This window comes from Kribbella sp. NPDC048837 (assembly GCF_055586945.1).
This window is the reverse complement of record NZ_JBVJHF010000007.1, coordinates 419945-434249: the sequence shown is the minus strand read 5'-3', so window position 1 is coordinate 434249 and position 14305 is coordinate 419945. Positions and strand designations below refer to the sequence as shown.

13 protein-coding genes are annotated in these 14305 nt (G+C 68.7%); 7 read left to right on the top strand and 6 right to left on the bottom strand.

Annotated features, from left to right (window positions below):
- Nucleotides 1-27: 27 nt before the first annotated feature.
- The gene (locus tag ACZ6O0_RS31770; protein ID WP_465768689.1) at nt 28-1098 is read right to left on the bottom strand and encodes a hypothetical protein; all 1071 of its coding nucleotides are present in this window, start codon (nt 1096-1098) and stop codon (nt 28-30) included.
- Nucleotides 1095-1649: an NUDIX hydrolase gene (locus ACZ6O0_RS31765; protein ID WP_465768688.1), complete on the bottom strand. Its 555-nt coding sequence runs from the start codon at nt 1647-1649 to the stop codon at nt 1095-1097. The genes ACZ6O0_RS31770 and ACZ6O0_RS31765 overlap by 4 nt, the downstream gene beginning before the upstream one ends.
- Nucleotides 1650-1897: 248 nt before the next feature.
- Here ACZ6O0_RS31765 and lanKC point away from each other — a divergent pair, with 248 nt between their 5' ends.
- The 5 genes from lanKC to ACZ6O0_RS31740 all read left to right on the top strand — a co-directional run bounded on the left by lanKC (nt 1898) and on the right by ACZ6O0_RS31740 (nt 10108).
- The gene (gene lanKC / locus ACZ6O0_RS31760; RefSeq protein WP_465768687.1) at nt 1898-4471 is read left to right on the top strand and encodes a class III lanthionine synthetase LanKC; all 2574 of its coding nucleotides are present in this window, start codon (nt 1898-1900) and stop codon (nt 4469-4471) included.
- 2 nt (nt 4472-4473) lie between these two features.
- On the top strand, nt 4474-4611 hold the full coding sequence (locus ACZ6O0_RS31755) for a SapB/AmfS family lanthipeptide (RefSeq protein ID WP_130387812.1): 138 nt from the start codon (nt 4474-4476) through the stop codon (nt 4609-4611).
- A gap of 243 nt (nt 4612-4854) precedes the next feature.
- Nucleotides 4855-6768, top strand: coding sequence for a prolyl oligopeptidase family serine peptidase (locus ACZ6O0_RS31750; RefSeq protein WP_465768686.1), 1914 nt, complete (start codon nt 4855-4857; stop codon nt 6766-6768).
- On the top strand, nt 6765-8417 hold the full coding sequence (locus tag ACZ6O0_RS31745; protein WP_465768685.1) for an ABC transporter ATP-binding protein: 1653 nt from the start codon (nt 6765-6767) through the stop codon (nt 8415-8417). Before ACZ6O0_RS31750 ends, ACZ6O0_RS31745 begins: the two co-directional genes overlap by 4 nt.
- Nucleotides 8414-10108: an ATP-binding cassette domain-containing protein gene (locus ACZ6O0_RS31740; protein ID WP_465768684.1), complete on the top strand. Its 1695-nt coding sequence runs from the start codon at nt 8414-8416 to the stop codon at nt 10106-10108. The genes ACZ6O0_RS31745 and ACZ6O0_RS31740 overlap by 4 nt, the downstream gene beginning before the upstream one ends.
- Here ACZ6O0_RS31740 and ACZ6O0_RS31735 read toward each other — a convergent pair.
- Nucleotides 10087-10686 (bottom strand): response regulator transcription factor, encoded by a 600-nt coding sequence (locus ACZ6O0_RS31735; protein ID WP_465768683.1) that lies wholly within the window; start codon nt 10684-10686, stop codon nt 10087-10089. The genes ACZ6O0_RS31740 and ACZ6O0_RS31735 overlap by 22 nt on opposite strands.
- 100 nt (nt 10687-10786) lie before the next feature.
- On the opposite strand from ACZ6O0_RS31735, the gene ACZ6O0_RS31730 reads away from it, so the two are divergent.
- Both ACZ6O0_RS31730 and ACZ6O0_RS31725 read left to right on the top strand, forming a co-directional pair.
- Entirely contained in the window at nt 10787-11314 is a 528-nt protein-coding gene (locus tag ACZ6O0_RS31730; RefSeq protein WP_465768682.1) for a DUF5946 family protein, read from the top strand.
- A 345-nt stretch (nt 11315-11659) separates the two neighbouring features.
- Nucleotides 11660-12241, top strand: a complete 582-nt coding sequence (locus ACZ6O0_RS31725; protein WP_465768681.1) for a transglycosylase family protein — start codon at nt 11660-11662, stop codon at nt 12239-12241.
- A 164-nt stretch (nt 12242-12405) separates the two neighbouring features.
- Here ACZ6O0_RS31725 and ACZ6O0_RS31720 read toward each other — a convergent pair whose 3' ends face one another.
- The 3 genes from ACZ6O0_RS31720 to ACZ6O0_RS31710 are packed head-to-tail and all read right to left on the bottom strand — an operon-like array spanning nt 12406 to nt 14291.
- A complete protein-coding gene (locus ACZ6O0_RS31720) occupies nt 12406-13056 on the bottom strand; it encodes a class I SAM-dependent methyltransferase (protein WP_465768680.1) in 651 nt (216 codons plus the stop codon).
- 4 nt (nt 13057-13060) lie between these two features.
- Nucleotides 13061-13702: a Pr6Pr family membrane protein gene (locus tag ACZ6O0_RS31715; protein ID WP_465768679.1), complete on the bottom strand. Its 642-nt coding sequence runs from the start codon at nt 13700-13702 to the stop codon at nt 13061-13063.
- Nucleotides 13703-13742: 40 nt separating this feature from the next.
- Nucleotides 13743-14291 (bottom strand): 2TM domain-containing protein, encoded by a 549-nt coding sequence (locus ACZ6O0_RS31710; protein WP_465768678.1) that lies wholly within the window; start codon nt 14289-14291, stop codon nt 13743-13745.
- Nucleotides 14292-14305 lie beyond the last annotated feature (14 nt).

Sequence of the window (14305 nt, the reverse complement as noted above, 5' to 3'; positions counted from 1 at the left end):
ACTGCTTAGACCCGTGCGGCAGATGCGCTAGGCAAGCGCATGGATCGCGGCGAGTTGGAGGATTGCGGCGCCGGCGGCTTGCATTGGTTTGTGGTGGGTGAAGGTGTTGATTGTGTCGGCGGTGAAGGGTTGGGGGGTGAGGATCCGGCCTTCGGTGTTGGCTGCGGTGAGGTTGGTGAAGAGGGTGTCGAAGATGTCGGAGTCGATGACTAAAACCGTTAGTAGGTCGGTGGCGAAGGTTAGGGGGTCTACGCCTAGGCCTACGCAGTACGCACTGGCTGCGCCGGTGGAGAGGGCGGTTGTCAGGTGGGTGGCGAAGGGCCAGGTGTTGTAGTTGATGGGGGCGGTGTCGCTGCCGTGGTCTTCGGACTCGCCTAGTAGTTCTTCGGCCAGTTCGCGGGTGAGGTTTCGCCAGAGGGAGAAGTCGTTGAGTTCGTTCCAGGACGGGTCCGCGCTGGGTTGGAAGATGCCGGAGGGCACTACCTGGTAGAGGCCTCCGGCGTGGGCGACCTTGACGGGGTCGCGCCAGTGGAGGAAGAAGGTGGGGGCCTCGTCCCGGCGGATGGTCAGGGTGCTGATCGCGAGGTTGATCGGTCGGCGGGCCGGGTCGCAGGGGTTGGAGATTGCGTTGCGCAAGCTCGTCGACGTCGCCAGGCCGAGTCGGTGGGCGGCGTATTCGTGGGCGGAGGCTTCGCCGGTGTTGAGGCTGTCGAAGTAGGTGCCTCGGCCGAGTCGGAGGAAGGGCTGCTGGGCGGTTAGGTCCGCGGCCAGGAGTCTGTAAGTGGGGCGGTTCTCGAAGACGGCCGGTGGAGCCAGGGCGGCGATGGCGTCGGCGTAGGTGGCGTAGTGGGTGCCGTCTGGTTTTGACGGGAGAGTGGCCGGGTCGGGGCCGGTTACGCCGTGGAAGTCGGCGTCGGGGTCGTAGTCCAGGTGGATCGAGGTCAACGGGATCGGGTGGGGTGGGATCCAGGACTTGGGTGCGAGTAGTGGGGTGCCGGCTACGTGGAGGTCCGCGGGATAGTTGGCGGCGGCTTCGACTGCCCATTGGTAGCGGTGCTGTTGGAGTTGGCGGCGTACCTCTAGCCATTGCTCGGTCATGACTGCGGGAACGCTAGTACGTGGAGGAGGCCGACCAGGGACGCGGCGCCGATGATCTCGCCGGATCGGATTCGAGCATCCAACGAATCCAACGGGAGCCAGGCGATGCGGGCTGCCTCGTTGATGTCGGGGGGATCGCCGATGTGGTCGGCGCCGTGGGAGATGAAGAGGAGGTTCTCGGCGTCGGTCGTACCTACTGAGGGTTGGAGAGCGACGAGCGGCTTGACGTTGCGGGGCCGCCAGCCGGTTTCCTCTTCGACCTCGCGGGCCGCGGTGACGGCCGGGTCCTCGTCGGGGTCGACGTAGCCGCCGGGGAGTTCCCAGACCCAGCGGTCGACGACGAAGCGGTGGCGCCACATCATCAGGACGTGGTCGCGGGCGTCGTCGAGGACGACCATCATGGCGGCCTTCGGCATGCGCAGGACGTACTGCTCGAACCGGACGCCGTCAGGCAGTTCGACCGACGCGATGCTCAGGCGGAGGCGGCGGGTGTCGTCGATCAGGCGTTCGTCGTGGATCTTCCACACTGTGCTCTCGGACTCGGCGGTCACGGGTTGACAGTAGCGGGCACGACTGATGGTCGGGGAAGTTACGGGCCGTGACAGCACTGTCGCGGATTGACATGTTGTTACGGGCCGATTCGCGCTCGAAGTACGCTGAGAAGTAACGAAGAGTGTTTAGTTACTCACTCGTAGTGTGTGGGTTCTTCACATGAGAGTGATGACATCGTGCACTACGCCTCGCCTGGTCGGGGTGCCCAAGATGTGCGGGGCACCACGGAAAGGGGGGTCGGACAGTCATGCACGAGAGTTACGAGTTCTACTGCCTTGCGGATCGGCGGTTCTACGAGACGCCGGCCAATCGTGGTGCCCAGCATCCGGATTTCGGGATCTGCGCGCGGGCGGTTCCGGACGGGTGGCGGCAGGTGCCGGGGGAAACCTGGATGCACTACGCGCCGGCGAACCTCCGGCTGCCGCAGCAGGGCTGGAAGATTCACGTCTCGGCCAGGCTGAGTGACGTCGAGCGGACGCTCGAGGCCGTGTGGGAGTACTGCGTGCCGCGCGGGATCGCGTTCAAGTTCCTGCGCAACGAGCCCGTGCTGGTGATGGTCAACTCGAAGGCCGCTCCCCGTGGGTCGAGCGGCAAGCTCGTGACGATCTACCCGACCGACGACGCGCAGTGCGAGCTGATCCTCAAGGAGCTCGACGAGATCCTCCACGGCGTCCAGGGGCCGTACATCCTGAGCGACCTGCGCTACGGCGAAGGCCCGCTCTTCGTCCGGTACGGCGCCTTCGTGAGCAGGCACTGCCTGTCGCCGACCGGCGAGCGGGTGCTGGCCATCGAGGACGACCAGGGCCGGCTCGTGCCGGACCATCGCGGTCCCACGTTCGCAACGCCGCCGTGGGTCGCGATGCCCGACTTCCTGAAGCCGCACCTCGACGCCCGCAACGCGGTCACCACCAACGACCTCGCGTACACGATCGACGGCGTCATCCAGTTCTCCAACGGCGGCGGTGTGTACGTCGGTCACCACAACGAGACCGGTGACCGCGTCGTCCTCAAGGAAGGACGCCCGTACGCCGGTCTCGACCTGGCCGGCCGGGACGCGGTCGCCCGGATCGCACACGAGAAGGACATCCTCGATCAGCTCGACGGCCTGGACGTCGTCCCGAAGACGCACGACTTCCTGCAGCTGGGTGAGCATCACTTCCTGGTCCAGGAGCACATCGACTCGGTCTCGCTGCAACGCGAGCTCGTACGGCGATATCCGCTGACCCACCCGGATGCGACGGAGGCCGACAAGGCCGAGTACGCCGAGTGGGCCACCGCGATGATCACCAAGGTCGCCGAGGCGGTCGGTCAGCTCCATGACCGCGGTGTCGTGTTCTGCGACCTGCATCCGGACAACGTCCTGCTCGACGTCGACGGCCGGCTGACCCTGATCGACTTCGAGGTGGCGACCAGGGCCGAGGACAAGGCCCGTTCGACCCTCGCGCACCCGGGGTACGCGGCGCCGCCGGACCGGCAAGGCGTCGACGTCGACCGGTACGCGCTGGCCTGCATCGCCTTGGGTGTCTACGCACCGCAGGCCACGATCCTGCTGAACATGCACCCCGGCAAGGCGTTCCAGCTCGCCGACATGATCACCGAGACCTTCCCGGTGCCCAGGGCAACGATCGAGGAAGCGGTCCGGACGATCGCCGGCTCAGCGACCCACGACCCGGAGATGGTCGATCTCGCGCTGCCCGGCGAAGCCGAATGGCCCGAAGTCCGAGACGCACTGACCCGAGCCATCGCCGCCAGTGCGACACCCGAGCGCACCGACAGGCTGTTCCCCGGCGACATCGCGCAGTTCCGCGACGGCGGCGGAATCGACCTCGCCACCGGCGCCGCGGGCGTCCTCTACGCTCTCGCGAAGACCGGCGCCGGACGATTCCCGGAGTACGACGACTGGCTGCGCAAGCGGGCCGTGGACACGGAGACCGGCCCCGGCCTGTACGACGGCCTCCACGGTGTCGCGCACGTGCTCGACGAGCTCGGGCACCGCCAGGACGCGCTGGACCTGGTCGACCGTACGCTCGTCGACGACTGGAGCTCCCGCGAGCTCGGGCTGCACTCCGGCCTCGCCGGCATCGGTCTGAACCTGCTGCATTTCGATACCGAGCCGAGCCTGCGGGCGAAGGCGGTCCGGGTGCTCGATCTGGTCGCCGACCGGCTCGGCGACGTCAACGACGTACCCGAGATCAGTGGCGGTCAGCACGCGCGGGCCGGGCTGATGTACGGATCGTCGGGGCCGGCGCTGTTGTTCCTGGAAGCGTTCGAGCGGCTCGGCGACACCGGCTTGCTGGATCTGGCCGAGATCGCCATCAGGCAAGACCTCAAGCGCTCCGTCCTCACCGACGACGGCATGCGTCAGGTGAACCAGGGCTGGCGGACGTTGCCGTATCTCGAAGAAGGTTCGGCCGGGGTCGCGCTGGTGCTCGAGCGGTACCTGCGCCACCGGCCGTCGGACGAGCTCACCACGACCCTCGACGAGCTCAAGCGGGTCACACACTGCTCCTACTACGTCCAGCCCGGCCTGTTCATGGGTCGCGCCGGTCTGCTCCTCACCGCCGCCGCACTCGGCGAGGAGCAGTCGACGGTCGACGACCTGGTGTACGGACTCGGCTGGCACGCGATGCCCTTCGAAGGTGGTCTCGCGTACCCGGGCAACCAGTTGCTCCGTCTCTCGATGGACCTGGCGACCGGATCGGCCGGCGTCCTGCTGGCTCTGGGTACGGCGCTGCACGACGCGCCGGTGTCCCTCCCGTTCCTCGGACCTCCCCAGTGGTCCGAGTCCCCATCCCGACGAATCGCACCGAAGGAGGTGTAAACATGGCACTTCTCGACCTTCAGGGTCTCGAGACCCCGGGTTACGGCCACGGCGGCCACCACCACGGCGGCTCCACGCTGACCGTGCTGGGCTGCGCGTCGCAGACCCCGAGCAACCTGAGCCTCCTGCTCTGCCACTGATGGGCACCTGGATCGCCAGGTTTCTGAGGCCCTGGGTGGGCGGCATACCCGCCCAGGGCCGACCTGCATCCAGGCTCCCGACGCACCCGGTGACCGACTCGCCTCGGTCGCCGGCGGTGAGAGGCCGACCTGCTTGCCCCGCTGGTTGGCGGTCCAGGCCGGCACGACATCAGGAAATCCGGGTAGCCCCGGGCCCGGGTGGTCGTTGATTGGTCAGGACGGAAGAGAGGGGTGAGGGATTCCGTGCAGACTTATCCATGCGCCGAGCGGCTTCCGCTCGTGGAGCAGGTGCACGGTTGTGCCGTTGCGGATCCGTACCGGTGGCTCGAGGATGCCTCAGCCGCTGCGACCGTGCGGTGGCTGGGCGACCAGGACGAGCTCTGGCTGGAGTACGCCGGCTCGTTGCCGAGCCGTTTCCGCCTGCGCAACAGGGTGCGGGAGCTGTCGAGCGTCGACAGCGTGTCCGCCCCCGTGTGGCGCGGCGAGCGGTGCTTCATGGTCCGCCGGGACGCGGGTCAGCAGCACTCGGTCATGTACGTCGACGACACGCCGCTGCTCGATCCGAAGCAGCTCGACCCGAGCGGTCTGACCACGCTCGACGGGTGGCAGCCGTCTCCGGACGGCAGCAAACTCGCCTACCAGCTCTCGCGAGGTGGGGACGAGCAAGCGATCCTGTCCGTCGTCGACGTCGCCACCGGGCAAATCGTCGACGGGCCGATCGACGGGTGCCGCTACTCCCCTGTCGCATGGCTTCCCGACGGGAGGTCCTTTTTCTACGTGCGTTTCCGTCAGGTGAGGCGCCGCCAAGTCGGTGTCCCTGACGACACCACGATCTTCGCCGACGAGGCGTCGTACGGGCTCGAGATCAGCGCTGATGGGCGGTGGCTGACGATCTCGGCGGTGCGCGGTACGGCGAACGACCTCTGGCTGGCTGATCTGTCCACAGATGAGCCGCCGGTGCCGGTGCAGCAGGGCGTCGACGCGACTACTGTGATGACGGTCGGTCGGGACGGGCGGCTGTACGTCGTCACCACGCGGGACGCGCCCACGGGCCGGATCTGTGTCGGGGATCCCGCGGATCCGACGGTCTGGCGGGATTACCTCGTGCCGGACGCGCCGCTGACCGGCCTGGCCATCCTCGACGACGTGGTCCTGGTCGCGACGGCCGCCGAGATCACCGTCCACGATCGTGAGACCGGGCGCCGCCGCGGCGAGGTCGACCTGCCGGGTGCGGGTTCGATCGGCTCGCTCCGCGCCGGTGGTGGGACGCAGGCCTGGTTCACGTACACCGACAGCGTCACGCCACCGACGGTCTACTGCTACGACGCCGAGACCGGGCGTACGACGCCCTGGTCGCAGGTCGCATCCACAAAGATACAAGCAGAGACGCACACCCTGACCTACGTCTCCCCCGACGGCAGCGAGCTCGAACTCCGGGCGATCACGACGCCCGGTCTTGAGGGACCACGGCCGACGATCCTTTACGGGTACGGCGGGTTCGGGCAGACACTGACGCCGACGTACTCGGCGTTCGCGCTGGCCTGGGTCGAGGCCGGCGGAGTGTTCGTCACCGCGCACGTCCGCGGCGGTGGTGAGCGCGGCACCGCATCCCACCATGCGGGGATGCGGCACAACAAACAGCAGGTCTTCGACGACTTCATCGCCGCGGCCGAGCACCTGATCGCCGAAGGCTGGACCACGCCGGATCAGCTCGCACTCTGCGGCGAATCGAACGGCGGTCTGCTCGTCGCCGCGGCAGTCACCCAGCGACCGGAGTTGTTCGCGGCCGCCGTCTGCTCGGCGCCGTTGACCGACATGGCCCGGTACGAGTTGTCGGGCCTCGGTGAGCGCTGGGTGCCGGAGTTCGGGTCCGTCAAGGATCCCGACGACTTCCGGAACCTCCTGTCGTACTCGCCGTACCATCGCGTCGCCGAAGGCGTGAAGTATCCAGCCGTGCTGTTCACCGTCTTCGGGAACGACACACGCGTGGATCCCTTGCATGCAAGGAAGATGTGCGCCGCGCTCCAGCATTCCACCGACAGCGACAAGCCGGTGTTGCTGCGACTGCAAGAAGACGCCGGGCACGCGACCGGTGGAATCAGTCTGGCTGCAGACATGCTGGCGTTCCTCGCCGATCAGACCGGGTCGGCGTCATGATCACCTTCAAGGACGTCGCCAAGCGCGGTCGCGGCTGGTTGCCGCTGATCGGTCTCAACGCGCTGATCGGCAGCGGCGTCACCCTCGCGCTCCCGGCGATCCTCGGACGCTCGGTCGACTCGATCGTGGCCGGCACCGGCTACACCCGCTGGCTGATCGCGGCCGCCGTACTGATCGCGCTGGGGATCGCGGCGAGCATCGTCGACGCGTTCGCCGGCGCGGCCTGTGTCGCCGAGACCACCGCCTGGCTGCGCCATCGCCTGGTCAAGCAGGTCGTTCACGGCGGCCCCGAGGGCTCTCGCGACTTCGAGACCGGCGACCTCGTCACCAGGGTTTCCGCGAACGCCACCGACGCCGCCCAAGCCGGTCCAGCGGCGGTGACCGCGGTCGCCGCGATTGCTCCGCCGGTCGGCAGCCTCGTCCTGCTCGCGCTCATCGACCCGTGGCTCGCCGCAGCGTTCTTCGGCGGGGTGCTGCTCGTGATCGTGGTCCTGTGGACCTTCGCGAAACGGACGGCCGGCGTCAGCCTCGCCTACCAGGAGACCCAGGGCCGGATCGCCGCACTGCTGTCCGAATCGCTGACCGGCATCCGCACCATCACCGCCGCGGGCACGACGGACCGCGAGGAGCGCCGCATCCTCGGACTCCTCCCCGAGCTCCACAAACACGGCGTCGTCACCTGGCGCATCCTGGCCCGCTCCGGCGCCCAAGCCGCAGTCGTCGGCCCGCTCGTGCTCGTCGCCGTGCTGGCCGTCGGCGGCCTCCAACTCGTCTCCGGCCGGATCACCGCGGGCGAGCTGTTCGCCGCTTCGCAGTACGCCGTGCTCGGCGCCGGCCTCGGCAACCTGACCGGCATCCTCGGGGAGATCGCCCGTGCGAAGGCCGGGGTCCACCGTGCCGCCGAGGTGCTGGCGATCGACTCGATCGCGCACGGCACGCTGCCGATCCCGGCCGGTCCCGGTCAGTTGACGTTCGACGGTGTCAGCGTCGTCGCCGGCGGGAATCTCCTGCTGGACAACGTGAATCTCGACCTCCCTGGCGGCGCGACCGTCGCAGTCGTCGGGGCGAGTGGCGCCGGGAAGTCGGTGCTCGCCGCGATCGCGGCGAGGCTGCGCGATCCGTCGACCGGTCAGGTGTCGCTGGACGGCGTACCGCTGCAGGCCGTCAGCCGGCGGGCGCTGCGCAGTGCGGTCGGGTGCGCGTTCGAGCGCCCACAGCTGGTCGGGCGGACGATCGGCGAAGCGATCGCCCCGGACGCGATCAGCCCGATCCGGACGCTCGCCGCCGCGCGCGCCACGCACGCCCACGACTTCGTCAGCCGACTGCCGGACGGCTACTTCACGTCGTTGCGCAGGGCACCGATGTCCGGTGGTGAACGGCAGCGCCTCGGCCTGGCCCGGGCCTGGTCGGCGAGCCGCCTGCTCGTGCTCGACGACGCGACCTCGAGCCTCGACACCGCCACCGAGCGGCAGATCAGCCGCACCCTGACCGAGGACCGGCACCACCGCACCCGCCTGATCGTCACCCACCGCCCGGCGACCGCGGCCCGCGCCGACCTGGTCGTCTGGCTCGACCGCGGCCAGGTCCGCGCCGTCGCCCCGCACGCCGACCTGTGGCACCACACGTCGTACCGAGAAGTCTTTGGATGAAACGAGAGCTCGCGTACGGCGCCGCGGCGCTGAGGAAACGCGCCACGGTCAGACTGGTCGCGTGGTCGGTGCCGGAGATTCTGCCGACGGCGATCTACGGCGTCGCGGTCGCGCGAGCGACGGACAGTTTTCTCGGCGGGCACTCCTGGCAGGGCATCGCGTGGCTCGGCGGGCTGGTGGCGACCGCGTGTCTGGGCGCGGCCGGTGCTCGGCAGGTCTACGGGAGGCTCGGCGATCTGGTCGAGCCCCTGCGCGACGATCTGGTACGGCGGGTTGTCGGCGGCGCACTGCGGTCCGGGGACGACAGTGCCGTGGCGAGGTTGAACCGGCAGGTGGAGATCGTTCGGGACACGTTCGCCGGGCTGGTTCTGGTGCTGCGGAGCTTCGCGGTCACGTTGTTCGGCGTACTGACCGGGTTGTTGTCACTGGCTCCGATTGTTGCGATGTTCGTCGTACCGCCGTTCCTGCTCGGGTTCGCGTTGTCGCTGACGGTGCTGGGGATGGCGGCGGATCGGGTTCGGGCGTCGTTGCAGGCGGACGAGGAGCTCGCGGCCACGGCGGGGATGGTGTTCGGCGGGGTGCGGGACATCACGGCGGCCGGGACGGAGGAGTTCGCCGGGCAGTTGGTCGGTGCGCCGATCGAGGCACACGCGTCGGCGGAGCGAGCCTTGGCCAAGGTCGGGGCTTTGCGGACGTTGTGCTTCGCGGTCGGCGGATGGTTGCCGTTGCTGATCCTGCTGGCGGCGGGGCCGTGGCTCGTCGGGCGTGGGGTCGGCACCGGCACGCTGCTGGGTGGATTGACGTATGTGCTGATCGGGTTGCAGCCGGCGCTGAATACAGTGATGAGCGCGCTGGGTGACAGTGGTCTGCGGTACGTGATCACGCTCGGACGGATCCTGGACACCTCGACACCGGTGAAGCAGCCGAGGCGGGCAGACCGGCCCACCGGCTTCACCGTCCACCTGCGTGGACTGACCTTCGCCTACGGTCCGAGCGCCGAACCCGTGCTGGACAAGCTCGAGCTCACCATCCCCGAGGGCGAGCACCTGGCGGTCGTCGGGCCGAGCGGGATCGGGAAGTCCACGCTCGCCGGACTGGTGTGCGGAATGCTCAGGCCCACGGGCGGGAAGCTGCTGCTGGGCGGCGTACCTCCGGCCGCGGTGACGGCGGAGCGGCTGGCGGCGACGCGGGTGCTGATCCCGCAGGAGGCGTACGTCTTCAGCGGCTCGGTGCTCGACAACCTGATCTATTTGTTGCCGTCAGCAACCGCTGGCCAGGTCGCCGCGGCGGTGGAGGCGGTCGGGGCAAGCAACCTGATCGAGCGGATCGGTGGACTGACGGCCGAGGTCAAGCCGGGTGAGCTGTCGGCCGGGGAGAAGCAGTTGCTCGCACTGGTCCGTGCGTACCTGTCACCGGCGCCGCTCGTCGTCCTCGACGAGGCCACCTGCTTTCTCGATCCCGAAGCCGAGCGTCAGGCGGAGGAGGCGTTCGCGAAGCGCGACGGCACGCTCATCGTCATCGCGCACCGGATCAGCTCGGCGCTGCGCGCGCGGCGGATCCTGGTCCTCGACGGCAACAAGGCCGCCCTCGGTACGCACGTGAGTCTGATGCGCACCTCGCGCATGTACCGCGACCTGCACGGCAACTGGACCCCGACGATCAGCCGGAGTCAGATCCAGCCCGCGTCCTGAGCCTTGCGGATCGCCTCGATCCGGCTCCGCGATCCGGTCTTCGCGAGGATGCGGGACAGGTAGTTGCGGACGGTCCCCGCGCTCAGGCTGAGGGTCCGCGCGATCTCCTGCGCCGTGGCACCCGTGGTGACCTGCCGCAGGACCTCGCACTCGCGATCGGTCAACGGGTTGTCCCCCGCCTTCAACGCCGCCACCGCGAGCCGTACGTCGACCACCGGCAGCCCTTTCGCGACATCGCGCACCGCCTGCACCAACTGGTCCGTCGTCGCGTCCGTCGCGATCAGCCCGATCCGCGGCGCCTGCTTCACCAGCGCGAGACTGGTCGCCGCGATCGCCTCGTGGTCGATCAGCACGAGAACGCCGCGCCCGGTCAGCTTTCGGCACAGCTCCTCGATCCGGATCCGCCCGGGCAGCTGTGGATCGAGCAGCACGACATGCGGCCGCCGTCCGGCCACCTGCAGGACGTCCTCCGAGCGGTCCAGCTCGGCCACCACGTCCAGATCGTTCTCCCTTGACAGCACCGCGGCCAGTGCGCCACGCACCAACGTGCCGCGATGGCCGAGAGCCACTCGGATCACCGCTCTCCCCCAGACCTTCCGTTGCCTCATCTACCGGTCACCGCGATCACGGCGGCGAAAACCAGCTGCCGGACGGCGGGGCCCGTGCTTCGATCAACGAGTGAAGTCCCCGGATGGCACGCGTGGATCCACGATCTGTCCCGGCTGCGGCGCCGTGCTCCCGCGATCGGACTGGCCGGGCGAGGCGAAGTACAACGCCTCACCGGAATGCCTCGAGGTCGCCGGACAGCTTCTCGGCTACGAGGTCGAACACTCCGCCCAGCTCGGGTACCTGCACCAGCTGCGGATCGACGCGTACGGCGCTCAGCACGTCGCCCCGGACGCCCCACGGATCGGCCCGGTGTTCGCACTGAACGGCCTCTACATGTACTTCGAGCGCGGCTCCGGCAACCTCGACGTCCGCACCGCTCACGGCATCATGGCGAACTCGTACGACGACTGGCCCGCCCTGACCCCACCCGCGACGGTCGGCCGGCTCACGGCGTACGACGTCCTCACCGCGGAGAACGTGGAGACGGCGCTGATCGGCTGGGCCCGCGAGGTCTGGGAATCCTGGCCGGCCGAGGACCGGGACGTGATCCGGGAACTGACCGTCGAACTGGTCCCGGAACGCTACTTCCGGCGGTGAGAAACCGATCGGTTCAAACGTTCGACTACCCCGGTCCGGCGGAGCCCAAACCATCGGCGTGTCGAGGCGGAAACCGTTCTGTTGTTGGGCTTTCGCTACGTCAAGCCACCGAAAAAACCGGGGCAGATTGCCGGATTGGCCTTGCGCTTCGGCCCCAGGTCGCCCAGGATGACTCAGGTCGCGTCGTTACCGTGGCGTGACCATTCGGACGCTGTCCTGTGACCTGCCCGGATGCCCCCATCCCCTGACGGGGGGCCTGGTGAGTTCCACCATGCCCAGCTCACGAGGAGCGCTTCTCTGATGTCCAAGGCTCGACATGCGCGCCCCCGGCGTAGTACGCGCCGGGTGGTTCGGACCCTCTCCATTGCCGGTCTCGGGGCCGGTATCACCGCCGCCGGTGCGGGCGGTGCGTTCGCGGCCGACTACAAGGTCAAGGCCGGCGACACCCTCTCCGAAATCGCCCAGGCCAACGGTGCGGACTGGCATCACCTGGCGAAGATCAACAACCTGAAGGACCCCGACCTGATCCTGATCGGGCAGACCCTGTCGCTGGACGGCGTGAAGAAGGCCACCGCTCCCGCGAAGAAGAGGGTCACCGCGAAGAAGGTCGAGACGAAGAAGGTGCGCAAGACCGAGCGGAAGGTCCGGTCCAGCCGGTCCGAGGACCGCCCGGCGTCCAGCGCCAAGGCCAACCTCAGCGGCGCGTGGGCCAAGGTCGCCAACTGTGAGTCCAGTGGGAACCCGCGGGCCGTCAACCCGGCCGGGTACTACGGGCTGTTCCAGTTCGACCTGCAGACGTGGCGCAGCGTCGGTGGCTCCGGCAACCCGGCGAAGGCGTCCGCGGCCGAGCAGCTGATGCGCGCGAAGAAGCTCTACGCGCAGCGCGGTGCCTCCCCCTGGCCCGTCTGCGGCAAGTACCTGCGCTAGTCGTTCGCCGCACCGATCCGACCGGTCGGGACGGTGGCAGACCGTCCTCCCACCGCCCGGCCGGCCTCGCCCCTGCCGTTTGGCGCTTCCCACCCCTCGCGGCGGGTCAGTGCGCAACTCATCCGTGATGGCGAACGGGTGGGAAGCACCAAACGTCAGTCTTCTCAGGCGCGGCTGATGACCAGCATCTCGTCGGCGCCCAGCTGGAACTCGTAGGGCACCTTGCGAATCTCCCAGCTGACGCCGTCCAACCCGTCCAGCAACTCCGGCAGGTACGGAACCGGCTCGCCGGCGCCCTGCATCACCAGCGGGAAGATGCGGACCTCGGCGTTGCTCACCCGGATCAGCTCGCGCAGCGCGGCCTCGTGCCAGTCGCGGTCGTACTTGTCGGCCCACGTGAACAGCAGGTGCGAGCACAGCACCAGCTCGAATCGACGATCGCCGAACGGCAGCTCCGGCAGTCCGGCCGCGACGTACCGCTCGGGCGCGGCCGCGACATCCTGGAGGAAGGCGTCGGCGGCCTCGATCCGGTACTGGTCCTTGCGCTCCGGCGACCCGTACCAGTGCCAGACGAAGCTCCCCTGGTGCTCGTCCACGATCCCCGCGGTGGCCGGCAGACTGCGCCGGACCGTGTCCACGAGCTCGGGGTGATCGAGCTCGTACGCCGGATCGGCGGCGATCGCGTCCACGCCACGGGCGGCGGCCTCGGCGGTGAAGCCCGCACCACCCGCGCAGCAGTCGAGCACGGACTCGGGGAGTTGCTTCAGGTCGAACATCGCTTCGTACTCGGCGTACGAGCGCGAGGTCACCAGCACAGGTCTACCTTTCGACGGTTGTCCTCCGGCGCAACCGGCGGTCGAGAGAGGTCGCCCCGGCCGCCAGAGCCAGGAAGAGTATCGCGACCAGCAGACAGTTCAGCAGCACCCTTCCGTACCCGTGCTCGTCCACGTTCACGAACGGATACGGGTAGAACCCGACGAACTCACCGCGGATCAGGGTGAACACCAGCCACAGCAGCGGATAGACGATCGACCACGCGACGATCCGCCTGTCGGTGAACCCTCGCGGGCCGAACAACAGCCAGCCCAGCACCCCGATCACGGGAGAGGCCGTGTGCAGCAGGAAGTTGGCCACGGCCGCCCAGCCGTGCGGATCGTCCTCACTCGCCAGCACGAGGTGGTAGACGATCCCGGTCACGGCGATGCAGAGCATCCCGTTCAGCCGCAGGGTCCGGAACAGGGTGCTCTGCGGACGGTCCGGCTGCAGCGCCAGCATCAGCGTGGTCCCGCCGAGCAACAGGTTCGACTGGATGGTGAAGTACGCGAACACGTTGAACACCCGGTCCGGGTTGTCCGGGAAGAACCCCTCGTGCCCGTTCGCGGTCACCACCAGCTGTACGACGATGCCACACGCCACGACCGCCGCGGTGACCGCGGCCCAGATCCGCCCTACCGTCGTCATGCTGGAAATGTACGACGAGTGACCGCTCCGGACCGGGAGGTCAGACGGACTGCTTCTCCCGGGTCTCCGCGTCGTCGCCCTCGAAGGAGTAGCTGAACGAGACGATCGCGTCGATCACCAGCACGATCGTCCAGGTCCACGCCGGCCCGAGGGCGGCGTCGTACCCGCGGCCGGACAGCAGGCCGAGGCCGATCATGATGCCGACGCCGACGACGTACGCGAGCAGGTGGCGGTACCAGCCGGCGCGCTCGCGGCGGGCACGTTCCGGACCGCGCTTCGGCGGCTTGACCGGGCGCGGCGCACCGCCGAGGTAGTGCGCGGCCCACTTGTCCGCCCACTTCAGCGTCTGATGCCCGAAGCCGACGCTGACACCGATGAAGATCGCGGCCAGCGAGTGCTTGAACGACGGCTCTCCGCCGCGGTGGATGTCGATCACGCTGGCGACCAGCATCACCACGTCGACCAGCGGCACGGCGGCCAGCAGGACGATGCCCGCCTTCGGCAGCCGGAGCAGGTAGCGCGTCACCAGGCCGGCGGCGAGCAGGACCCAGAAGCCGACCTCACACGCGGCGATCACAGCGAGCAGCACAGTGCTTCACCCTC